At 52.6% G+C, this 24,544-nt stretch carries 19 protein-coding genes; 10 read left to right on the top strand and 9 right to left on the bottom strand.

Translation table 11 applies throughout. The features are described from left to right. Positions 1-78: 78 nt before the first annotated feature. Positions 79-2,103: a winged helix-turn-helix domain-containing tetratricopeptide repeat protein gene (locus R0137_RS06520; RefSeq protein ID WP_407329467.1), complete on the top strand. Its 2,025-nt coding sequence runs from the start codon at positions 79-81 to the stop codon at positions 2,101-2,103. 45 nt (positions 2,104-2,148) lie between these two features. On the opposite strand, the gene R0137_RS06515 is transcribed toward R0137_RS06520, so the two are convergent. From R0137_RS06515 to R0137_RS06485, 7 genes are all read right to left on the bottom strand, one after another. Beyond that, a complete protein-coding gene (locus R0137_RS06515; protein WP_407329466.1) occupies positions 2,149-2,316 on the bottom strand; it encodes a hypothetical protein in 168 nt (55 codons plus the stop codon). A gap of 17 nt (positions 2,317-2,333) precedes the next feature. Further along, positions 2,334-3,383, bottom strand: coding sequence for an alcohol dehydrogenase catalytic domain-containing protein (locus tag R0137_RS06510; RefSeq protein ID WP_407329465.1), 1,050 nt, complete (start codon positions 3,381-3,383; stop codon positions 2,334-2,336). A 102-nt stretch (positions 3,384-3,485) separates the two neighbouring features. Further along, positions 3,486-4,100 (bottom strand): glutathione S-transferase family protein, encoded by a 615-nt coding sequence (locus R0137_RS06505; RefSeq protein WP_407329464.1) that lies wholly within the window; start codon positions 4,098-4,100, stop codon positions 3,486-3,488. Between the two features lie 11 nt (positions 4,101-4,111). Beyond that, entirely contained in the window at positions 4,112-5,134 is a 1,023-nt protein-coding gene (locus R0137_RS06500; protein ID WP_407329462.1) for a zinc-binding dehydrogenase, read from the bottom strand. 53 nt (positions 5,135-5,187) lie between these two features. After that, positions 5,188-6,435 (bottom strand): acyl-CoA dehydrogenase family protein, encoded by a 1,248-nt coding sequence (locus R0137_RS06495; protein WP_407329460.1) that lies wholly within the window; start codon positions 6,433-6,435, stop codon positions 5,188-5,190. A gap of 52 nt (positions 6,436-6,487) precedes the next feature. Further along, entirely contained in the window at positions 6,488-7,222 is a 735-nt protein-coding gene (locus R0137_RS06490) for an SDR family NAD(P)-dependent oxidoreductase (RefSeq protein WP_407329458.1), read from the bottom strand. A gap of 13 nt (positions 7,223-7,235) precedes the next feature. After that, positions 7,236-8,225: a phosphotransferase family protein gene (locus R0137_RS06485; RefSeq protein WP_407329457.1), complete on the bottom strand. Its 990-nt coding sequence runs from the start codon at positions 8,223-8,225 to the stop codon at positions 7,236-7,238. Positions 8,226-8,352: 127 nt separating this feature from the next. On the opposite strand from R0137_RS06485, the gene R0137_RS06480 reads away from it, so the two are divergent. Further along, positions 8,353-8,994 carry a TetR/AcrR family transcriptional regulator gene (locus tag R0137_RS06480; RefSeq protein WP_407329456.1) on the top strand — a complete coding sequence of 214 codons (642 nt, stop codon included), beginning with the start codon at positions 8,353-8,355 and terminating at the stop codon, positions 8,992-8,994. A gap of 85 nt (positions 8,995-9,079) precedes the next feature. On the opposite strand, the gene R0137_RS06475 is transcribed toward R0137_RS06480, so the two are convergent. Next, positions 9,080-10,522, bottom strand: a complete 1,443-nt coding sequence (locus R0137_RS06475) for a carotenoid oxygenase family protein (protein ID WP_407329455.1) — start codon at positions 10,520-10,522, stop codon at positions 9,080-9,082. Between the two features lie 2 nt (positions 10,523-10,524). Continuing rightward, the gene (locus R0137_RS06470; protein WP_407329453.1) at positions 10,525-10,938 is read right to left on the bottom strand and encodes a DUF2141 domain-containing protein; all 414 of its coding nucleotides are present in this window, start codon (positions 10,936-10,938) and stop codon (positions 10,525-10,527) included. Between the two features lie 149 nt (positions 10,939-11,087). Here R0137_RS06470 and R0137_RS06465 point away from each other — a divergent pair, with 149 nt between their 5' ends. The 8 genes from R0137_RS06465 (at position 11,088) to R0137_RS06430 (ending at position 24,473) form a co-directional block, all read left to right on the top strand. Beyond that, positions 11,088-12,200: a sensor histidine kinase gene (locus R0137_RS06465; RefSeq protein ID WP_407329452.1), complete on the top strand. Its 1,113-nt coding sequence runs from the start codon at positions 11,088-11,090 to the stop codon at positions 12,198-12,200. Beyond that, positions 12,197-12,823 (top strand): response regulator, encoded by a 627-nt coding sequence (locus tag R0137_RS06460; RefSeq protein ID WP_407329450.1) that lies wholly within the window; start codon positions 12,197-12,199, stop codon positions 12,821-12,823. Before R0137_RS06465 ends, R0137_RS06460 begins: the two co-directional genes overlap by 4 nt. A 378-nt stretch (positions 12,824-13,201) precedes the next feature. Further along, positions 13,202-13,759 carry a TetR/AcrR family transcriptional regulator gene (locus tag R0137_RS06455; RefSeq protein ID WP_407329449.1) on the top strand — a complete coding sequence of 186 codons (558 nt, stop codon included), beginning with the start codon at positions 13,202-13,204 and terminating at the stop codon, positions 13,757-13,759. Between the two features lie 112 nt (positions 13,760-13,871). Next, positions 13,872-14,603 (top strand): hypothetical protein, encoded by a 732-nt coding sequence (locus tag R0137_RS06450; protein WP_407329448.1) that lies wholly within the window; start codon positions 13,872-13,874, stop codon positions 14,601-14,603. 46 nt (positions 14,604-14,649) lie between these two features. Then, positions 14,650-15,105, top strand: a complete 456-nt coding sequence (locus R0137_RS06445) for a YybH family protein (protein WP_407329446.1) — start codon at positions 14,650-14,652, stop codon at positions 15,103-15,105. Positions 15,106-15,173: 68 nt separating this feature from the next. After that, complete coding sequence (locus R0137_RS06440; protein WP_407329445.1) at positions 15,174-17,045, top strand: NAD(P)-binding protein; 1,872 nt, start codon at positions 15,174-15,176, stop codon at positions 17,043-17,045. Between the two features lie 374 nt (positions 17,046-17,419). Further along, positions 17,420-22,891: a hypothetical protein gene (locus R0137_RS06435; protein ID WP_407329443.1), complete on the top strand. Its 5,472-nt coding sequence runs from the start codon at positions 17,420-17,422 to the stop codon at positions 22,889-22,891. 505 nt (positions 22,892-23,396) lie between these two features. After that, a complete protein-coding gene (locus tag R0137_RS06430) occupies positions 23,397-24,473 on the top strand; it encodes a hypothetical protein (RefSeq protein WP_407329441.1) in 1,077 nt (358 codons plus the stop codon). Positions 24,474-24,544: the final 71 nt, after the last annotated feature.

Here is a 24,544-nt window from a genome sequence, read left to right as displayed (position 1 = left end):
AGGTTTAGCTTAGGCCTTGAATTCAAATGACTTTTGCTCCAACCTCGAATGCCATCAGAGTGACGAAACTCGGTATTTTTGATCGATAATCAGGCAAGCAACGACCCTCCTTCACAACGCACTGACCCCACTTTTTATAAATTTAGAGTGGGCGATAACGATGTGGACTTGCTGTCCATGCGCATCAATAGAGCATCAGAAGAATACTTGGTGGAACCCAAGGTTTTATCCGTTTTGCGCGTGTTAATCGATCACGCTGGTGAAGTAGTTACTCGCGACGATCTTATCGAGGCCGTCTGGGGGAGCAGGTTTGGCGGAGAAGAACGCCTGTCTCGAGCAATTTCTTTGCTGCGCAAAGCGCTGGGAGACCTTCGCGGTCAGCACCAGCATATCGAGACCGTGCCCAAAACCGGCTATCGCTTGATAGCCAATGTGCAACCGATTACCCCCGACCCAAACACACCACGCCCCACACTTGGGCGATTCAGCTACCTCCGACTTGCGACGCTAGCCTGCCTGATTTTGTCATGCGGCGGTCTCCTATTGTGGGGAATAAATCTCACGGGGCCCAGCTCAAAGGAAACGCTACCAGGCGAAGCGTCATCAACCATCGTAAACAACTCACCGGATCACTCTATTGCGGTACTCCCATTCACAGATTTGAGCCCTGACGGCGACCAGCAGTACTTTTCTGACGGCCTCGCCGAGGAGATTCTAGACGCACTCGCTACCGTAGAGGAACTCAGCGTTGCGGGACGCACCTCCTCCTTCGCCTACCGAGATGGCGATCAAAGCATTGAAGAAATCGGCAAAGCCTTGCACGTAAATTTTCTACTAGAGGGTTCTGTGCGTAAACAGGGCGATACAGCGCGCGTGACGACGCAACTCGTTCGGGTCTCCGACGGTTACCACGTCTGGTCAAAAACTTTTGACGGCAGCCTCAATGACATATTTGAATTCCAAGAGTCCGTGGCCCGATCCATCGCTGACGAAATTAGTCCGGCGGCGACTCAGCCTTCCACCGGTCGTCTGGCGCGGCTACTAACAGAAGATCGCGAGGCCTACGAGCTGTACTTACAAGGCCGCGAGATGTCCAGGCGCTTTGGACGTCAGGCAAAACTGACCGCAATCGATCTTCTGGGCCAAGCGGTAGAGCGCGATGCCAATTTTGCCGACGCTTGGGCCTGGTTAGCACGATCGCACCTATTTGTGCCTATTACAGACCCTAAACAAGACTCCAGCGACCACTTACGCATGGCCCGCTTTGCTGTAAAACAAGCATTGGCGAATGACAGCAATATCGCCATGGGGCATTACGTGAACGCCCTGCTCCATGACTACGACCTGAATTTCGATGCCTCCTTCGAGGCAATAGAGCGCGCTTACGCGGCCGCCCCCAATCAGCCATTTTTTGCTATTCGCCGGGGTTTTTATCATCTAGCGCTGGGTTACGTGTCCTTAGGTTCGGCGATGATTGAGGCAGGGCTGCTCTTGGATCCCACGGATACGTTAGGCCTACTCAACTTAGGTCAGGCGAAAATTCATCTCGGTGATGTAGATGAGGGCATGGCTTTGATCGCTCGCAGCGCTTCTTTGGGCTTCGCTCCCGCGGGACTACTACGATGTGTGCATCTGGGAAGCACAGGCCAATCCGCTGAGTCTTACGAGTGCTGGCAACAACTGCCCGCAGTCATTAAGTCGCGATACCCGGCCGCCCTGACTTCACCAGGAGAATGGGACGACCTTGGTCGTATCTATGCCTTTGGAGATCAAGCCGCAGTAGACCGAATACGATCTATCGTCATGAATATCGCCAAAGACTCGAGCATACCCATGAGTAGTTATCTCTTTGGGGTGCTTCAGGCAGTCGGCGAAACACAGATGTACCTGCAATCGTATGTTGACCGCCCTTTCTTACTCAACGCGAGCCCCCTGCGCTTTATGTGGCTGATACCGAACGACGCCCAGCGAGTTACCCAGGATGCGAAGTTTTCCGAGTTTGCGAACCGTTTGGGTTTTACCCGCACATGGCAGCGGCACGGATGGCCGGACTATTGCCATAGCGGCTCATCTGAAAAAATTGACGATTTTTACTGCAACTAGGGCACAAAGAAAAATCGCGAGAAGCTGTAGTGCGAGGCAGGTTCTTTAACTACTCCGCCCGGTTATTCTCATAGTGTTTAGTACTGTGGATGCCTCTGGCATCAGATCACGATGAGCAATACCAGAGCTTCGGGACTTATCGGTTACGATGCTCGTGGGCTCCCCATCATGCCATGATAACCCCCGTCTAAAGAACCGCTTAGCTGCGACCAAATCTCGCCCGACAACAACTAAGTAACATTCATCATAATCTTGATCACGCTTTCCTCGCGTGCATCAAAAATCCGGTACGCCTCCGCGCCGTCGGCAAGATCCATCTCGTGCGAGAACAACCCTTTGGCTTTCAGCCGACCTGTTTGTAGCAGTGGGATCAATGGCTCCCACAGGTTTGGAACAGGTGCAATGCCCGCCCTTACCGTAAGCCCTTTGTAGAGAATGTGGTTGAGCGGTAGCGCCACGTCGGGCTGCGGCAGCCCGATGAATGACAGCGCACCACCCTTCTTCACTAATGGCAACGTCGAGCGGACCGCTGAACTAGCGCCTGATGCTTCAAAGACGCAATGGACACCGCCTCTGCTGGCTTCCAGAATTGCACCAACCGCTTCTTTTCCCGGCGCGAACGCGACAGCGCCAAGCTTTTCCGCATGCGCACGGCGCGCGGCAAAAGGATCAATTGCGAAGACTTGGGACGCGCCGCGCAGAAATGCCAGCTCAATCCCAAGCAAGCCAATCGGCCCAAGTCCAACAACTGCCAAAGACTGACCGGGTTTCAGACCCGTATTGTTGATTCCGAACGAGGCCGTGGCCAAGGCATCGGTCAGCAACACCGCTTGTTCGTCGCTGACACCGTCTGGAATTCGCATCAGCGTTCGGTCCGCATTTGGAACTTGAACAAATTCTGCCTGTCCGCCATTCATCTCATCACTTAAGCCAAAAGCGGTTTCTCGACTACATTTCCAGACTTGACCCGTCCTGCAAAATGAGCAGGTACCACAACCTGTGCCGCCCGCGGCGAGTACTTTGTCCCCGACCTTCAGGTCATGCACATCTGGCCCGATCTCCACAACCTCCCCAATAAACTCGTGACCCACACAAAACTTGTGTTGATCAGCTTCATAGTTAGTCGTGCCAATATGATCACCGTGATAGATGTGGAGGTCCGATCCACAGATACTGCATTTTTCGACCTGCATAACTACCGCGTTATCGATAGTGCGTTCGGGATCCTGAAAATCTTCGTAACGAATATCGCGCGGACCATTGAAGACTAGGGCTTTCATACCGGTATTCCTTCTATCGTCATGAGTAACCTCCTACACGGGAGGTCGGGTCGCGCGTTCCAGAAGCTATTCTCTGGATGCTCCGACGCGGACGAACCCAACCTATTTGATTGAAACGGCCTTTTTCCAAGCGGGCCGATCCTGGAGTCTCTCAAAGTAGGCTTGCACGCGATTTGGTAAGGGCAGCCTACAAAGCTCGCTTGCCAGAAAAAGGCTATATCCAACAGAGATATCAGCAGCTGTGAACCGGTCTGACGCAATGAATGACCTAGCGCCAAGATGCTTGTCCAGCATCTCAAATGCCTTCTGAGCCTGATATGTTACGTATGCCTCGAAGCCTTCGGAAACCGCATACTTATCTTGGCCACTCAGTTGACCAAGATACACAGCGAGATAGTGCGACAGACCGCTTTCAGCCATGTGAAGCCAGGTCAAATAGAACCCAAAATCGTTCTCCTCAGGACCTACGGCTAATAGAGATGGACCGTGTTTCGCCAGAATGTATTCCAAAATAACGGTCGATTCCAAAACAAGGTGATCACCATCATAGAGGGCTGGCACCTTGCCCATGGGATTGATCTCGCGGTACGCGTCACATGCAAAATACTCCGCATCATAGGCAATCGTTTTCAGCTCAAAATCGAGTCCCATTTCCTCGAGCAAACAAAGTGGGCGCAGCGACCGGGATTTTGGAGTGTGAAACAGGGTCAAGGGCATGGCTGTCTGTCCTAGGATTGCTCTGCGGGCATTTGGACGATGACTTTGCCTTCGACTTTTCCGTCCGCGATATGCGTTGCCGCCGTGACCGCATCATCGAAATCGAAGACTTGACTGCTCGAAAGATCAATGGCGCGCTCCTGCCAGTGCAGAATCAAATCCTGATGGGCCCCGAGCACCTGATCTGCGGTCCATCCAACGGGCATAGCTCCCAGCAGTGAGATGTTCTTCATCACCGTTTCTGGCAGGGCGATGCGTGCCCATTCACCACTGGCGTAACCGATCACAACAAACCGCCCTTCGAAAGCGATCGCATTGAAAGCAGCGCGTGCCGCTTTACCTCCAACGGGATCGAAGACGATTGAAACGCCTTTGCCGCCAGTTAGTTCAAGCGCGGCATCGGTAATGTCTTGCTGCCTTCTGTCGATGACCTCATCCGCGCCGATATTCTTGCAGAAAGCGACTTTATGCGGCCCGCCGGCAACAGCGATAACTCGCGCACCTTTGGCTTTAGCCAATTGAACCGCCGCATTCCCCGAGCTGCCCGATGCTCCAAGCACCAGTACCACATCATCTTTCGTGATCTTCGCACGCCGGACGAGCGCGACCCATGCCGTTTGATAGGGGATGTAAAGGCCCGCCGCCTCGACTCCGCTCATTTCATCGGGGATCGGCAATAGGCCAGACAATATGCCATCACCAGTGCCACTTGCACGCATCAAGCAATCTTCGGCCAATCCCCCAGCTTGCGATTGAAACAGGGTCGGACCAACCACGCGGGCGCCAATCAGCGAGTGATCGACACCTTCACCGATAGCTATCACCTTTCCTGCTGCCTCCTGCGAAGGCGTAAACGGAAGCGGCGGTGTAAGCGGGTAGTTGTCGCGGCTCATCAAGACATCCGGCAAGCCTAAACCACAGGCTTCCACTTTGACTTTGACTTGACCGGGGCCTGGCTCAAGACCCTCAACATGCTTCTGGAGCGACCAAACATCTTTCGGCTCTCCAAACGATTTAACGACCCATCTACGCATTTTGCATTTTCTCTTGTGGCTGGCGTCCAACGCCCAACGGTTTCCTTTCAGCCTCAATCGCTCGGGATGTCGTTCCAGCCAGCACCGGGCTTGGCATATTGCCCGATCTTGAATTTACCGAGCTGTGATGCGTGCACCTCATCAGGGCCATCGGCGAGACGAATAAAGCGCTGGGTCGCCATGATCCCAGCAAGCGGAACATCATCACTGACACCCATGCCGCCGAAAATCTGGATCGCGCGATCTGCAACGGTTTGCGCCATTTGTGGCGCGATCACCTTGATTGCGCCAATAAGGTCCTTAGCGTTCTTTGCACCGTGGCGGTCAATCGCATCAGCTGCTTTCAAGGTAAGCAAACGGGCCTGCTCGATTTCGCAATAACTCTTCGCGATTTCCATACGAATGCTGGAGCGATCGGAGAGCATTCGGCCAAAGGTTTTGCGCTCGGTCGCGCGTTGACACATCAATTCGAGTGCGAGCTGAGCCGATCCGATAGAGCGCATGCAGTGATGAATGCGGCCTGGGCCCAGGCGACCCTGTGCGATTTCAAAGCCCCGCCCTTCACCAAGGATGATGTTCTCTTTGGGAATGCGCACGTCCTTCAGATGCACTTCGCAATGCCCGCCGGGCGAGTGGACATCGCCGAACACCGTCTGCGCCCGAACCACCTCCACACCAGGCGTGTCGCGTGGAATGATCACCGTTGATTGCTGTGTGTGACGAGGGTTTTCTGGATTCGTCTGGCCCATCATCAGCAAGACCTTGCAACGCGGATCCATGACGCCCGAAATCCACCACTTCTTGCCATTGATGACATAGTCATCACCATCACCGCGAATTTCAGTGCGTACATTCGTCGCATCTGAGCAGGCGTGATCAGGTTCGGTCATCATGTACGCTGAGCGTATCTCGCCGGCAAGCAAGGGCTCTAGCCACTCCCGCTTTTGGGCGTCGGTACCGAATTTTGCGAAGACTTCCATATTGCCGGTGTCAGGCGCGGAGCAGTTAAAGACCTCTGAAGACCAACCATTGCGTCCCATAATCTCTGCCAGGGGAGCATATTCCAGATTGGTCAGGCCCGGGCTATATTCGCCATATTCCTCCGGCAGGAATAAATTCCACAGACCAGCGGCTTTCGCTTTTTCCTTGAGTGGCTCCAGACCGGGCCAAGGCTTCCAGAGATTGGCTGGATCGCCGTTCCAAGCATGAACTTCTTTATCCACGGGGAGAATATGGGCATCGACAAAGGCTTGCAATTTGGCGATCAGATTTTGCGTTTTCTCACTATATTCAAAGAGCATAATGGAGGTGTCCTAAACTTTATTTGGTGGGCTAGGCTTGTAGTTCTGATCGCTAAAGCGAGAGTCCGCCATCAGCGATGAGCGTGTGACCTTGAACATAAGCGGCAAGCGGCGATGCGAGGAACAAGGCCGCGCCGGCCATATCTTCCGGCGTCCCATAGCGCCGAACGGGGATAGTACGCAGCGCGGCTTCGCTGCGTACTTCGTTTTCAGTAGTGACCGCCGTAAGCTTTGTTGGTACCAATCCGGGCGCAAGTCCGTTCACCCTTATTCCGTCACGCGCCCAAGACTGACCTAGCGTCTTGGTAAGACTGATTGCACCAGCCTTCGAGGCGGCATAGGAAGGGTTGCCGATGTTCGCTCTCAAGCCAGAGATTGAACTGACGATCACGATAGAACCCTGCGTTGCGGTAAGCATGGGCTTGAACTTAGTCGCCGTGTGCATCACGGAGTTGAGATTGATATCCATCACGTCATCCCAGCCGGCTTTGGCATATTCCGCCTGTTTGTAGCGGACGAAGCCCTGAGACTGAACGAGCACATCCAGACTGTCGAAGGGCGGCTCGTAGGCGCTCAGTTCGTCATAGTCAGCGACATTGACCTTTGCGTAGTGCAGCCCATCCAAATCCGAGCCTCCTTCCGCCGCGTAATCGCCTGCCGCAGCGCGGGTGCCCCAAACATGCACCTCGGCCCCGCGAGCCAAGAAACCCCGAGCGATACCATTGCCGATACCGCTGGAGCCGCCGACTACCAGCACCCGCTTTCCAGAAAAATCTAAATCACTCATCATCTCTTCCTTATCAATTCTTCGCGATCAATCGATGTGCGCGCTCGAACAATGAAATTGTCATGGCATGCAGACGGTCGCCAGTTTCTTTGGGGGCCTTACCAGCGCTCGCGCGAGCGTGGGTTCCCTCTAAGATTGCTCCCAATTTGAAGCAGGCGAGCACTCCGTACCAAGCGGCTGCTTCCAAGCTCCGCGCCGAATGTCTTCCATAGTGCGTAATAAGTTCATCGAGACTTGGGAAGCCGTCCCAGGGTTCGATATCGCCAACGACAGGTGTGTGATCATCCGCCCAGGTCGCCATGACCCACCCAAGGTCGATCAAAGGGTCGCCAACGGTGGCCAGCTCCCAGTCAACAAAGGCAGCGAGTTTGCCGCTGTCATGTTCAAACATCGTGTTTGCCAAATGGCAATCGCCGTGGAGGATGCCCGGCGTAAATTCTTGAGGGAGCTTGTCCTCAAGCCAAAGGACAATACTTTCGACATCGGGCAGCTCTTTAAAGCCGGTCCATTCATCAAAAGCGGCGTAGCTTTCCAACTGCTTCATCCACCGGCCCGATTGCCGCTCTAGAAACCCCTCTGGCTTGCCGAAACCTTCCAAGCCCACCGCTTTGTAGTCAACCGCCCCCAGGGCTGCCATTCCTTCGATGTAGGAATAGCCCATGCGCTCGCGGAGCGCCGGGTCGCTAGCATGGAGCGGCGGCAAACCATTGGCAGGATTAAAACCATCAACCGGGGCCATGAGGTAGAAGCAGGCGCCAAGCACCTCTTCATCGTCACAGCTTGCGATGAATTTTGGATGCGGTACATCAGTTGCACTTAGCGCTGCTAAGACACGTGCCTCGCGCTTCATCGTGTCATTGGAATTCTTTCGTGGATGGAGCGGCGGTCGCCGCAGCACAAACGCTTGGCCGCCTCGGTCAAAACGAAGTAGGATATTTTGCGTTCCGCCGGCCAGCAGCTGCAGATTGTCCAGCGGCCCACGTTCCAGCCCGATAGCGTCCATCCAAGCTGTTAAAGCTGGTAAATTAACCGGTATCGATTCGTTGCTTGATTGATCTGGCATAATACAATTGTATTAAACATTTGAGTTATTGCAAGCTACAATTCCTTATGGATTTTCGACTCTTGAAATGAGCAAACTGTCTACGAAAGTGTGTAGCCCCTCGGTTGAACGGCTGAAGGCCGAAGCGCAGCGCCTGTTTGCCAATCGAGGCATCGACGGCGTGACTGTACGCGACATCGCCAAGGCGGCTGGCCAAAAGAACGCGGCCGCTGTCGGTTATCACTTTGGATCGAAGGAGGCCTTGATTCGCGCTCTTATCGTCGACGGCGCCAAGATTATCGATGCTCGGCGAAACAACCTACTTGACGCGCTGGAGGAGAGTACCGGCCCAAATAGCATCTCTCAGATCGTCGACATTCTGATCTACCCCTCCGTTAATTTGGCCGCACCGGGTGAAACCGACACCTATAACCGCTTTCTTCGCATGCTCACCATGTCACACAGCGATCTGTTCGAAGACGCTCTGGAAGGCCGGTGGAACTCAGGTTATCAACGATGCCTGAAACATCTGCGGGGGCTGATGCCATCTAAAAGCAGGACGATACAAAATCAGCGCTTTATCTTTCTGGGGTCCTATCTTGGCGGGGTACTCAGTGCGCGCGAGACGCGACTGGATGATACAAGCCGCGCTCATTCTACTTGGAACGACAAATCCACGTTGGCGCATTTCGCGGCCACGGTTACCTGCATGCTGGAAATGGAGTGCTGAGAGTCTCGTCGAATGAGTCTTGTAGACATTACGCAAACTACGGGATTTGACGCGCTGCGGCTCATCACGAGCCGCCAATCAAGAGCTAAGTCACCAAGAAGCACCCATGAAACCCCAGGGGCAGCACGCGATCCATCTCCGCCGTCATCACCGGCCCGGATGCCAGGTCCGCCGCTCTAAGCACCGCGATGCCGCTGCGTTTATTGGCATAGTCCAGATAGCTATGCAGTGCATAGCCCCCTTCCGCACCGGGTACATAGAGCGGCTCTTCGACGATAACGCCCTCGCCATAGTCGAAGCCTTCTTGTTCACCACTTTGGGGGTCGACTCGCACAACCGCCGATGCAAGATTAGCTTCTGACTTATTTTGCCCCGCGGCGCCGAGCAAGGCCTGTGCCTCAAATGGCCGATGACTGTCGTAACTGGGGAACTCCATTGCTACCCCAAGACGCTGTTTTCGGGCGACTCGTGAGCGCAGCGATACAGCGTATCGAACCAGCTCAGGGTCATTGTGGTACGGCCCCGACTCCTGCCGCGCATACCGGCGCATCCCGTCTGTGACGATGCTGCTGTCGGCATACTCACAAGCTGTAAAGTTGAGCGTGTCGCCCTCCTCCCAACCATTTCCAAAGTGGAAGACAAACGTGGGCGGCACCTCGATAGTTGCGGTGAGAGATAAATCGTTGCGATCAAAGATCAGCAACTGACTCGCACGCGAGGACTCCCAATGTATACGCCCCACAAAGCTCGGGCCATCTCCCAATACTGCTGAGGAGTTAAGCGCGATCAGATAACGCGGCGTGAGCACAAAATCATGCATGTAGCCGGCAAAATCCAAATGATGCAGACGAGAGTTGAGTAACTTGCCCTGAGCGCTTAGGTGGTAAAGCACCAACATGGGCTTTGCACCAAAGGGCACTGAGCCAATGTTCCACATATCGCCGCGCTCATCCAGATGTGGGTGAGCAGAAAATGGCACCCCTTTAAGCTCGTCACTAAAGGTCTTTATGCCCTTTGTATCTAGTGTCTCGGGATCAATTCTATGTGCAGAGCCTGCTTCCCAGAGCGCGAGTAACTCACCACCCAGAGGCTGGATATTAATGTTTGCAACATTACCGTCTTCGTTGTTGCGCGATGGCAACTCGTCCGCAAAATTAGTGCCGGCACCTCTAAAGAGAAAGCGACCCTCTTGCTCTTCCTGCGCGAGCTTCGTGGTTCTGACAAAGCGACCTCGATGAGACACACCTTGCTGACTCAGATCAAAGGCCTGAACCATACCGTCGGGATCAAACCAGTGTTCATAGCGCCGACCACCGCGCTGGTACCGTGCGGGGCCATTGCGATACAGTCGACCAGCGCATTCTTCGGGCAGCTGGCCTTGAACACGCATGGCTAAGGGAGGTAAATCCTCTGCCACACCATCAAAACCGATGGACCAGGGCAACAGTTTCGCCGCCTGTGCGGCAAAGGGGATAGTCTGAAGAGCAGCAAGCGCCGCCATGCCTTGCAGAAACTCGCGTCGGTTCATCGCTAGCGCACCCTTATTTCAATTGCCGTGTCATTCTTGAGATCTACCGCAGCATCATCAAAGCTTGGCGGACCCATGCGACCCGCGTCATTGCTAAATCCATAGCCTTCGGTGGGCATACCGATAAGGTTGCTATCTAACTCACCATTGCTATTGGCATCGTGGAAAAGCTTGATCGCATAGCGCCCTGGAACTAGGTCATGCAGTGTTATGCGCACTGATTCGCTATCAAGGCGCGATTTAGCTGAGACCACCGGTTGCCCCTCTCCAGCGTAGGCTTCCTGAGAGTCATACAGCACCCACATCAGTTCACCGACTGGTTCACTAATATTCGTCACAGAGAATGTAAGATCAGCCGCTATGCCGGGGGTCGCCAACGCTATCATCAGCCCTGAGATACAAAGTAAACGTTTCATTTCTTGCGCTCCTGAAGAAGTGTTTTGTTAGAAACATCATGCGCTGGACGGTGTGGCAACACAGGTGCGAGAAGTCATCCGTTCCCTTTAGCAAAACCATGACCTTTGGCACGGTGCATGCGAGAGGTTTAAGAACTAAGCTTGCGTCTATGCAAAAACGCCCTGTCACGCTCGACCAGTCCCTCCTGAATCTCTCGGGCTTACTGGCGATCGCGGTCTGCGGCTGGGTGAGCCTTAAGTACTTCGATTTCTGGCCGAATCTTGCGCTGTACTCACTCTTTGCCGCGGCCTTCACAGTTCAGTCGTTTTCTGCGCCTCTGGGAGTCAAAGCCACAACCGCCCGATCCTGCGTCATCGTTATGCTGGTTCTTTCGGTAGCCGTGCTCTTTGTGAATCGCGATACCGTCGCCCTGATACTCTCGGTGGTGCTAATGGCGAGTACGCCGCATCACTTTAAGGCTCGAGAAAGCTGGGTCATCATGGCGGTCGCCAATCTTTGCTACGTACTGGTGTTCTGGCTCACCGAAACCCCTCTTGAGAGCTATCTTTATTCCGCTTTGTCCCTGCTGGCACTGCAAGCATTCGCCATAACGTCGAGTTTAGCTAAGCAGCGTGAAGTGCTGGCGCAAGAAGAACTTATGCGAAAGAACAGTGAACTGCTTGCTGCCCGTGCGGTTATGGCGGGCCAAAACAAAGCCGATGAGCGGCTGCGTATTGCGGGGGACCTCCACGACAGCATCGGCCATCGCTTAACCGCTCTGCAGCTGCAACTCGAAGTGCTGGCGCACGAAGTCCCTGTGGACCATAAAGCCCAGGTCGAAACCTGTCAGCTACTAGCCAAGGACTTACTGGAGGAAGTTCGCTCGATTGTCAGACGCATGGCCGAGGACGAGAGCAATGACCTCGTAGACGCGATACGGGAACTGGAGGCGCTAACACCGGGCGTAGAAGTATCAGTCGACTCCCCGCTCCCAGAGTTAGAGGCCCCGCTGGCGCAACAGCTGGTTTTTTGTATTCAAGAGGCGATACACAATGCGATCCGCCACGGTCACGCCAATCGGGTGGAGATTCGCGGCGATGAATACGCTCTGCGCGTCATCGACAATGGTCGTGGCTTGGCCAACGGACGAGCGATACCTGGCTTTGGGCTGCGCAACATCAACAATCGGTTGGCTGCTTTTGGGGGGCACGCAGAATTACTTGCAAACAGCGATACCGGTTGCCAACTGCAGTTGCACCTGAGCGGAAACCATCCAGCGTGATCAGCGTTGGCCTCGTTGATGACCAAGTACTTGTTCGCGAGGGCATCGCCCGGCTGATCGAACTATCCAAGGAGGCGCGCACCCTGTGGCAATGCGAAAACGGAGACGCTGCGCTGACACAACTGCAAGAAGCCCCTGTTGATGTGCTGGTGTGTGACATTCGCATGCCGGGTCTGGATGGCATCAGCTTGGTTAAAAAATTACGTGCTTCGGGAAATGCCCAAACAGTGCTAATGCTCACAACCTTTGATGATCACCAGCTGTTCATGGAAGCTCTAGCCGCCGGCGCCAATGGATTTTTACTCAAAGACGTATCTCTGGAAAAGCTCATCAAGGCCATCGAAAACGTCGCAGGTGGCGGTTTTATCGCTGAGCCGCGCTTGGTCTCCCAGGTGAGTACAGGCATTGAAGACGCGCCGCCAGCAAACAAAGACATCCTGAGCAAAAAGGAGCGTGAGGTCCTACGCCTAGTCGCCGGTGGACTGTCAAACAGGGAAATAGCAGAAGTGATTCACCTCGCCGAAGGCACGGTCAAAAATCATGTATCACAGGTACTATCAAAACTTAACTGCCGGGATCGCACACAGGCAGTGCTATATGCGATTCATTGGCAACTAATCTGAGGCGGCGAATTTGCATTTACTCTCGCCTTGCAAACGCGACGGAAAAGCGATCGGGGTTGCAACGCACGGTCTTAGGTACAAAGAGAACAAACGGGTCTGCGTTGGAAGCTTCTGTGCAAAGCCCCGTTATTCAGCGGGAATCGCCGGAGCTACTTAGTCGATTCAAATTTGTACAACGTACATTCATAGCTCGTACAGCCTCGATGTCCCGGTAACTGGCATCGAAGATGCCGGCCAAACTTCTTGCGGCGAAAGCGACGACTGAGACTCAGGATGTTCAGGGGGCTGCGTTCGTTTACTCGGATTCGCTGGCTGTATATGTCAACTGACATGTTTTAAGCTGAATAGCGATGTCTCAATTTTCGAGGAATAGCTGTAGTGGGTAATCGAAAGCAAGAGATCTTGCAGATCGCTATCGAGATCATCGCAGATGAGGGCTACGCCGGACTCAGTATGCGCGCGCTCGCACGTGCCAGCGGTATGAAGCTGGGTGCCTTGCAATATCACTTTCGCACCACCGAGGACATGCTCCGGGAGCTGGTTGCTTATATAGCAGTGGAGTACGCCAAGGCCTTTGACGCGCTCCGCGCTGACGGCGACGCGCTTAGAGTTCGAGATATCGCAGTGTTTGTTCTTGATGATGTCGCGGGAGAGTCCCTGCAGAGTGATCGGCTGTGGCCGCAGCTATGGGCCATGCAGCAGGTTGAGCCGTTGGTGGCAGACTTGGTGGACGACGTTTATGAGCAGTATTTAAGCGTGATTCAGCAAGCGCTTACGGATGCGGGTAGCGATTCGTCCATTGCTGAGGCGCTCTGCCTTATGTCAATGCTCGAAGGCGGAACATTGTTTACCGGCGATGGCAGGCGTTGGGAGAACGAGAAACATGCTGTTCGCGAGACGGCATTAGCATTTATTGATGCGCGATATCCTTCTTGATTGCGGCGAGTCCACTGAGCGAGATAAGCGCGCCTCTCACCGTCTCAGTTATTTACATGTCGCATGACATGTTTTAGCCTGTCAGAAGACATGTGACAACTGGCGCAGCCTTATGATCAAAGAACCACAACTCGACGATACGGTAAACAAAGCCGCGTATTGGTCAGCAATAACCCTTTTTGTCATGGTGGTGCCGTCGATATTCCTCCCGCTGGATGCCCCCGAAGGCCCGTTCACAGATCGGATGATGTGGTTTAGCAGCAATCTCGGCGCGTTCATTCTGGGATGGATAGTGCAAATGGTCGCGATGCTCACACTAACGGCGGTCTTTGCCGCCACTGCCTGGCAGGTGCGCGGCTCCCACCCCTTAAGCGCGATTATTGCAGGTATAGCCGTGCTGATATCGCTCGTCGCTTTTATTATTCCCAAGTTCATTGCCATTTGGTCGATTCCCCAGATGGTAGGTGCATCGACCTCGCTGTCGGCGAATGTCGAGGTTGCTGAACAGCTGTTTCAGTTGCTGAATCCGTCTTTGTCCTTTTCTTTGTTCACCTCTTTCGACTACCTGGGCTTCTGGATGTATGGGGTATTTGGTCTGGTAGTTGCCCCTGCGCTTTTTCGACTCTCCTTAAGCGCCAAGATTGCAGCAATTGCATTAGGCCTGTTCGGGGTTCTTTTTCATCTGCTGTTTATTGCGGTGCTGACCGGCAACATAGTGAGTGCTGATGTTGGCATCGTGTTTGAGTCTATAGGCGCCTTATTGCTGGTGTCTGTGGGAGGCATGGCGGTTTTCTTGCGTAAGGCGATCAAGGCTGCCAACAGCGAAGAATTTGCAAGTCGGTAGAGGCGGATTGAGTAGCCTGAGTAAAAAATACCAAAGGAGTTACCCGATGAAAAACATGTTGACTGGATTTGTTCTTGCCCTGGTGTCCTTGTCGGTCATGGCTGATCACCATGGCGTTAAAGACGCTGATCTTCATGCTGCGATCAAAGCGTTTGATCATGCTTATGCAGTTAATGATATCGAAACCTATTTTGATTTTTACGCCGATGACGCCACCGTATATGTCGGCGATGGCAGGGTGGACCTCGCCGAGTACCGACAGATGTGGGCCGAGCTCATGGCAAGCGGAGGGGGTGTTGAACTGAACGAGATGTCGGACCTGCAGGTACAAGTGATGGCTGATGGAGGCGCTGCTGTTGCGACCTCTTTCATCGATAACCGAACGCGGTGGCCGGATGGATCTGTGACCACCTCGCGAGCCTTTGAGACCGATGTTTGGCACAAGATTGCGGGTGAATGGAAGGTTGTTAGCCTTCATTACAGCGAGATATCGCCTGAGTAGCGACAGGAAGTGAGCGCGAGTGCGCGGCGATTCATTCCTAGGGTAATTCAGGTATCAGAGGGAAGTCAGTGAAATACAAGATCACACGGCGAGATTTCTTAAACGGTGTTGCCGTCACCGCCGGAGCCAGCCTGCTGGCGTCCAAGAAAGTGCTTGCGCAGTCGGATCCATCTACCGCGGCAACGTACTATCCACCGTCGTTGACGGGGATGCGAGGAAACCACCCCGGCTCCTTTGAGGTGATGCATGGCCTGGCCTGGGGCGGGCAAAAGCCAGAGCAACATCACGAGCTTGATGAACACTATGACCTGGTGGTCGTCGGAGCAGGTGTTAGCGGCCTGGCGGCTGCGAGGTTCTACCAGAAGCGCATGGGACCTGAGGCAAAGATACTACTGCTCGATAATCACGATGACTTTGGTGGGCATGCCAAGCGCAATGAGTTTGAACATGCTGGATATATGCGTCTTGGCATCGGGGGTTCGGTCAATCTCGATGGACCCAGTGATTACAGTATGATTTCCAAAAACTTGTTGGATGACATTGGGGTAGACCTTGATGCCATGCGGGCAGATATGGGGGAATTTGATTTTCTCGGGGCAGATGCTGATTCTATGTTCGCACTCCCCGGCCCCGATGGACATGTAAAGGTGAGGGGGAGTTGGATACGGCTGATGCTTGGCATTGGTGATTATCCGTCCGCGATTCGCGCGCTGCCACTGCCGGTTTCGGAGCAAGATCGAGTTATTGAACTGATTTCGGGTGACCGAGATTATCTCGAAGAGCTGTCGCTGGCAGAGAAGTCCGCATACGTTGAATCGACGAGCTACCTTGAGTTTCTGACTCAACGGGTTGGTTTGTCTACAGATACGATCTCGATTTTTTATCCCTTCCCCAAACTCATGTTCGGGCCTGCCGCGACCAGGATCAGTATTCTGGAGGCCTTTTACTTGGGTAGTCCGGGTATTCGAAGTATGAGTTGGCTCGGCGATCTGCTGGCGCAGCTCCTTGATAGCGCGGTGTCCGGTTTGGAATCTCTGTATTTTCCGGATGGCAATGCCTCGGTGGCGAGGCTGCTTGTTCACAAGTTAATTCCCGGGGTAGCTCCCGATAGTGTGGGTTTTGAGGATATCGCGCTCAGTCGATTCGATTACAGCGCGCTGGATCTTGAGCAGCAGTCCGTCCGCTTGCGGCTCAATAGTACGGTAGTTGGCGTGCGTGAGACTGCCGGCGAGACGGTAGATGTCGATTACGTGCGCGACGGTAAACCCCTTCGTGTTAGCGGCGATCACTGTGTGCTGGCTTGCTACAACGCGGCAATCCCTTACCTCTGTCCGCAGTTACCCCAGCACCAGAAAGAAGCGCTTGATTACGGCGTGAAGGTGCCGCTGGTGTGGGTCAATGTTTTGCTCGGCGACGGGCAGGCCTTTTCTAAACTGGGTGTTGGTCGCGTTAACTGCCCCGATGACCCTTTTGTTGTGGTGACGGTTCCTCCGGCCACCAAAACGGGTGGTAACCGTCCTCCCGACGGGCCTGAAGAACCTATGGTGGTTTTTATGATGGGTGTTCCATCGGTTGATCCCGAGGATGGCGAAAAGAGCAGAGAGATTCTGCGTCGCTCGCGTCATCAGGTTTACGGCACGCCGTTTGAAACCTACGAGCGGCAAGTTCGGGACCAATTACAGGCCTTACTGGGCGAATACGGCTTTAGGCACGAAAGGGACATTCAAGCGATCACCGTTAATCGTTGGGCACACGGCTATGCCTATGAGTACATGCAACTCGACGATCCGCAATGGGAGGCAGGGCAGGCGCCGCATGAAATTGGTCGGGCACAGTTCGGTCGAATTTCTATCGCGAATTCCGATTCTGAAGCGCACGCCTATTTAGACTCCGCCATTGATGCGGCATGGCGAGCCGTTGCACAGCAGGTGCGTAGCTAGGGGATTTGGAAGGTATTTGATGCCGCGGAGCACACTGCTAAATTATTGAAAATAAAGGGGGAATTTTGGTAGCAGCATTATGAATGTATAATTTATGTACTTTTTTGAAAGGAAGTAAAGTACGCAGTTAGACTTCAGTTGACTGCCAATGTAACACAAATATTTGTTTTAAATACATATTTTTAGTATATTAAAGATCTACAACGCTTAAGCTGAGAGTAAATCCTGCCTCTTCAATGTATGCATTTTAAACTACATTTCGGATATTTTAGTCTCAAACATCAATATCCTACGGACTATTTGGTTTCGCCATAAAATTATCAGATCCGACACCACAAGCACTCGCAGAAAGGCTGTTTACTGGCAACGATGAGATGTCGCCCCCCACAGCAATAGATAAACCGGTCTGGGAAATGGCAGGCCGTATCTCCCCACTGCTGGTGCCTTTTCAGTTAACAAACGCCAATCATTTTTGCGGGGCCCTGGATCTGCTCGATCACCTCACCGATACGATCAACTCCGACTTGAATCAACACATCCCCATCAACAATTTCGTGATGGTTCCAGCCCAGACAAATGTAGTCGCAAACGATCTATTGCTTGCAAAGGAAGCTCTTATCGCCTGTGGCTTCAACAACATTGGTGTGGATCCTGTTAGCGACGACAACCGATACATCAAAGACCAAGTTTTAGATGGCAATGAGGTCCCGGCGATGTTGGTGCAACCGGCAACGTTCAACGATATGAACCCCGAACTGCTTCAGCTACTCAAACACCTCTACCTGGCGTACTGCTACCGGACGCCCAATCGCAACTCAATCATCGATGTTGCCAACGAGTTACGCACTGCTTGCATGACCACTTCTGCCGGCGAGAGAAGGCGGAACATCCTTCAACACATCCCATCGTCAGCCTATGCCGCCAAACCAAGCCAGATTGTATTGAGCATGCGAACGGCATTTGGCCCAGAAGTGACGTTTGCAGGCGTTGAGCGAAAGTTTGCACGGTCGTTAGCGCTCCTTGCGTCTTCCAATGCAATCCCAACGGTAAAGGCACCCAACTACAACGTAGCGGAACGTGTAGCGGCATCCAATACAAGTCGACAGAGACGTCCTAACCTAGCGCCTGCAGTGCGACGTATTGGGGAGCTGAGGCTGCGAAAAAGACCAGAGACGACAAAACCTTCAAATCGCCCGCCTAGCCTTCTAGATAGACGACTATCTGAGCCTCCCGATCGCATCCACATACCCAAACCGAGAGAATCCATCCGCTCCTCAAGGAAGCTTGCAGAATCAACCTCTGCCCAACGCTTCTGGATCGTCCAAGCAGAGAATATCAACCCGGCGTCAAACGAGTTTCTGTCTCCAGGAGCACGCGACTACCTAAGATCTCTCTTTACCATCCGGGACAAGAGCCCAGTCGAATATGCAGGCCTAATGCGCTTGCTGGCCACTATCTACGGTACCGACTCAGATCCAAAAGACGCAAAACACCCACAAATCGCCATGATCCCCAAAACGCTAACGATACCCTTACCGCTACCTAACACCTCATGGAAGCCTTCCGCAGATCACGACGAGTCTTTTCATCCTCAGCTTGAATCCATAAGCGTCAAACTCCGTATACCTCGCTCACCACGGTTCACAGAAACACTCAAAATGAAGAATGTGGACCGAGCATGCAGAAACATTATCCGTCGGCTAGGTCGCTTAAACGGAAGTGCCATAAAGAACAAATCACTTCGTATCCTTATCCACAGAGAAGTTCTAATCCTATCCAGAAATCTGCTTACTGGCGGATTGCTCGACTACCAAAGGCGCCCATCCATGCCTGCAATGGCTTGGTATATGGGGCTCCGTGACCGTGACTTACAGCGAGCATTCGCCGATGCATGCGAATCTCTCTTAGGCATATCCACTGTCAATTCAGGGCTGAATGACGAGCGGGAATCACAAATCGTAGATGAGCCAACAACAGTTTCAACGCCAAAGTTCGAAGAATTTCGCATGAGCATGATGGCACTACGGACTGAGACCGCCTCCGTACTCCGAAGCCCCTCATCGTCGATTGACGAAAAGCATGACCGATATACCAAATACACATTGGTGCTTTTGCACTTTTATCTGGGTTTCAGGCCGATTAATGACCCTCTAGGAACGCTATCTGAGATAGACCTTGAGGGTGCTTTTTGCCTGATCGCCGACAAAGTAACCAACCCTGCGTTAGCTTACCGACTTCTATCGCTACCACCTGAGGCAAAAGCACAGCTAAATGCCTACCGCGAGTATCTTAAATGGCTTGCCGCTACGCTCTATAGCAGCCGATCAACACAGAAAACAGCCCGCACGATCGAGCGACTACTCCGAGCAGATGCGAATCAGCCAATACCGCTGTTCTTTCGGCTAACGAATAACAGCCGAAAAATTCGCCGGATAACATTCAAAGAACAGCAAGGCTGGTTTTCATCGATCTTTCCCGTTGCCCCCAACGAAGGTCGACGCTGGATTGCCACACAACTCCACGCTTCAGGAATCCCGTATCCCTGGATCGCAGTCATACTCGGCCACCATGAGCAGACTATGCACGCATTCGGTCGCTACTCGATGTATACACCGCAAACCGTACTTGAGGAGGTAGCACAAGCACTCGACTTACTTGGCAAAAAGCTGGGCTTACTGGTGCTCAAGCGCGGCAAAACCCTCACTACAACCTTAAAAAAACAACTCGTTGAGTTGAACAACGACCCGTCTAAGGATGTATGGACGCTGACACCGGCGTACAAACTGCGACAACAGCAACGCCGAGACTCTCGCGCCGAATACCTGACGCTGATACGGGAAAGCCTAAACCCCGTAGCTGACCTTCCGAAAGGCACAGTTGTCGACAAAAAAAGGATCAAGAAGCTGCAAGCAGCAGTGCTATCTCGAGCAGTCTCACGAGGGCTTTCAGCACATCAAACGCTAAAACTCTTTGACTCAGTGTTACGGGTGATTCGACGTAAAGGTATTCGGGTAGCCATTAGTTCGGGCACGTATGTGGACCCAGAGCCATCGCCATTTACCAAAAAAATCTTGCAACAATACGCGGAAGCGAGGGAACTTAGACATCGTTGGCAACAGCACCTAAAACGGCTTGGCACAGAACAGCGCAAATCTACAATCCCAAGCTCCTCGGCCGATGTCGTCACCATGGCAGCGATAAGCGCTGCGTTAACCGGCCGCCTCGCCAGCGCCGAGTTACTGAAGCGACTTGCCACCGGTAACTTCACCGGGTTCTTTCTCAACGGGAGTTTCTATACCGCAATTTGCGCTGATGAGGTGGAGGACGTCCGCAACGCCGATAACACTTTCCTCTGGCAAGCTGACGAGGCCACCTCGTCCTTGCTCATACAATCACTCAGAGTCAATTCCTCACACACATTTTCTGACGCCCCTGAGAGTGACCTTTACTCATCTTTGTTACCGGCCAATGCCTCCCCTAGCGACGCCATTGACCAGCTCGCAGCAGCCGCTAACGTGCTAAACCTCATAGAGACGCCCGGAATCTTTCGATCAATTACGTCCCGTGATGTTTTACATAGAAGCATTCAGCTCTCTACGGTAGCGCGCCTGCTGTCAAAAAAGCCGCTGTTAGCTAAAAGTCAGACGGACAGTATACCCGCGCCGAACAACGCAAGAGATATGCTGCCGACGCCAACAACTACTACAACAACGCCATCGCATTCTCTGATGCGAAACGAACTCATCGTATTCCGCCGATGGATAAATCGGCACGCCAACGATCATCGACGATCTATCGCGTCGGATACAAAAGGAAAGACCCACGGCTTTAGCCGCACTCTAGATAACAATTTGAAAGCGACTTTCGCTGACTTCCTGGACACCAACCGCTTCACGTCAGATCACGGTAGCTCTGAGCGAAACACCACCAATGCATTGAAGGACTTCATTGCCTACCAATGCCGAGAGACCGGTGGTCGACACAAAAAATGGACTACCATCCGTGAATACCACCAAATAGTGATGAGAGGCATCATATTGGTATGTCCTTATGAGGACTTTTCTTCACTGCCCGACTACGCATTTGAAGACAGCTATCTAATGATCATCGATTGCTGCCCGCAGAGTTCACGAAAGAAATGCCTAAACGCCCTTCGGCAGTTCCATGACTTCCTCATGGAGCGTTACCACGCAGAGCCAGTTGATTGGTCCTATGTGCTCGCCGCGGGAGAGTGGGATTTTAGCGAGACAGAAGCATCTATCAATCCAAGCTACGTGTTCCCTTGGGAGTATCACAGGACACTTCAATCAATTACCAATGCTCCAGGCGATTCAAATCTTAAGGACCAACTAGCAGCACAGATAATCCTCGGGTTTAGGTTCGGCATGCGATGGAGCGAAGCCATCTACATGCGAAGGTGCGATGTGATTGGGGAGATTGGCGGTAAAGACTTTCTGCTAGCTGTGCGCTCGCACCGCTTTAGAGGTTTGAAAACGCGTGCGTCATCGAGACGTATTTCACTCATTGGACAACTAGATACACTCGAGAAAAGCATCCTTGAGCGGGTCATTGCATACTCTGACACGCTTTTTGAATTTACGCCGCAAGCACGCAAGCGTTACTTGTTTCACCTTATTGTTGGCGCGAATGCAAAGATCGGTCTGTCTGACGCCTCAGCATTCGTCAACCAAACGATCAGACTTGCTACCGGAGACAGTACGTCACGCTTCCATCACCTAAGGCACAGTTTTTGCTCCGCAGCAATGATGGTGGCTTTGGACCCTATCATTCAAACGGGAGAGCATCCTCTATTCACCGAGTTGAGGAGCGCCCTTCTCCAAGGAGTCGGGCTTCGAAAACCTCACTGGCCGGCGCTTTGGCCTGCGACACTGTTCGGGCCACACTCATTACAAACCGTATCAAATCTCTTAGGCCATGCCGGTATAGGGACGTCTGTCACCGCATACAGCCACTTTTGGCCCATCACTCCGCTGGCCGAGCGCGAGCCCCTAAAAGAAATGTCGGACGGTGTTCTATCCGCTTTTTTAGGCGAGCCTTATAGTCGGATACAGCAAAGGCGTGCCCGAGCACGTCGAGACGGGCAGCCAACCAACCTCGAGTCTCTTTCTAGCAAGGTGCCTGACGAACGCTTAGTTAACCTAACGAGCTACTGCCAAAAGCGATGGACCAAACGCGTTCCAGAAGTACCTGACATTCACGACGCCGGGGCCCTTACGACTAACATTTTTCATGCCTGCCGGATTTCGCTGAAGCATTCGGTAGAAGCGACTTCGATAGAGCAAATGGGAAAGGTGTGTAACCTTGATCCAGAAGCATTTCTCAGAGCCGCGATAAACGCAGAGCAATGCACAGGATTTACGAGGTATGAATTTAAAGATAGCCAGAGTGTGAAACGAGCAACCATACCCATCGCTCAGCTGCTCGCCATTGGTGTAATTCTCAATTCAATCGCATCACGCATAGAGGCTGCGCCAATGGAGATCTGTGACAACTGGTATTCATCTTTGGCCAGTGCAGCCCCAAGGTTTGACCGCCGCTACAACCGGTTCCGCCGCGACTCTGACACCGACGAACTAGATTTTGCAAACACACTAGGCGATTTAAAACTGTCGCTATCGATGCAAACTATCGAGCCTGACTTGGGCACTGAGGCAGATACAGAAATACGGAGCGACCCATCGACTGCAGATCTTTACGTATCGATTTTCCCAGGGACGCTCACTACCTACTCCGGATTTCGACATCTACTTTTCATGCTTATTCTGATACTTCGCTATCGAATCATTGCCAACCAGACGAACCCGAGCTCCGTCGACGGTCACTAGTCCATCGCTGTTTTCTTGGGCAAAAGGAGTGTGGGCCCCCTCGAAAGCTCCCGCTTGATCGCAAGACTCGTCCATAAAAAACACCCACAATCTGCATCCATTTCATCAGCAGCATCACTGTAGACCCAGTAGATGCGAGCGATGTTGTGCTAGCCGGAGGCACTGCAGATCCTCGAAAAAATCGATTTAGCCAGAAATATTAGCTTTTTTCGTTGATGCCGCTGAATTCAGCTCTTACTGTATTGATGAACGACCACAAACACCCTGGGAGGGAACCGAAATGACATAGGCAGTAAGCACCGAATTAGATAGTCACAGAAAATAACCAGCAAAGACATGCCCACGAAATTGGGTAGGGGCTTTTGCACGCCTGAAAAAAGTGGCTTGCACTAAATTCGCGAGCGCTTTTGAAACGCGATTTTTGGCGACGCCATCAAAGACCCGATGTCGGCTCAGGTTACCGCAAATCATCGCTAACACCAAATTGCGAAATGGAGATCAAAAAATGAAGATAGAAGACTTAGAAAATGACGGCCATAAATCCAAAATGATGAGAGATGCCGAGTCAAGAATGGGTGTAGTCGAGGTTTCTCTCGAACCAACACAAGAACAAGATGCTAACGATCATGAAGACTTTTATTACGTGTTCACTAGCATACCGGTCAGCAAAGCTGAAACCCCAGGAATCGAACGAAGGCGAGGCGGCGGATTTTCACTAAACAGGAACCTAGCCGGCATGCGAAACCGAAGCGTTTTATCGTTGCTGGAAATGAAGGATCCTATCAACCACGCGTTGAAAGAGGCGGGGCTTAAACACGTAGTTTTCAGTATGAACACTCCTGCGGCAAACCACAGGAAAGCTACCACTGTCATGGAGCCTCGTGTCCAAGTAGCACCGCACTACGACTTGTCGCTCGCAACCGCTGAGGAACTTGATGATCTTCGGAAGGAGGTAAGTCTCGCGAAAGACCTTATCCTGGACACCTGGCAAATCCTATCAAACAAGGCCCCGTGTGAGAATGAAGAGCCGTGCAGCCTCGATTCGTCAAACAACGACGAAATACATGCGTTCTCAGAGACAGCGCTACCTTTAAAGGACAAAGATTCAGTAGATCACCAGGATCAAGCCCCTCAAGAGGTGGCATCGACCATTAAACATAGACTGGATGCTTTAGCGAATTCTCACAACTGGACATCTAGCAAGTCCATAGAGATCGCCACCACGGTAGACGCGACTGGTAGCGTATCGCCTTTGAAGGTGGACCTGCCGGAGAAAAGGCCTAGCGATACGGAACTGATATCCTGCCCAGTGGAAATTTTCATTGTAAATTCGAAAGAATATAGCGTTTCGGTGCGGGTAGATGGGTCCGTCGGGCACTGGACCTCGACGCCTAAAGAACTTTGTTTTTTCAAAGTGGGGAGAGAGTTAATGAAGATTGCGTCGGAGAATCACAGACTCGCAATTCAATCAGCGGACCAAGGTTTGCAGCGCTCCTTCACAGTCCTCGCTACATTTAAAACCCAATGGGCAAGAAAAGGAGGCCAGTTCAAGGCAGAACTGCTTGAACTCAGTGACTCCTAGTCACGCTGGCTTCTAGCGCGAGGTATCTGAGTCTCTATCAATGCATCCAAGCTCTGGTCTTTGCTGTAAAA

The organism is Congregibacter brevis, assembly GCF_045689245.1.
Taxonomy (GTDB): Bacteria; Pseudomonadota; Gammaproteobacteria; order Pseudomonadales; family Halieaceae; genus Congregibacter; species Congregibacter brevis.
Note: the sequence above shows the minus strand (reverse complement) of the source record. Positions and strands in the feature narration are given on the sequence as shown.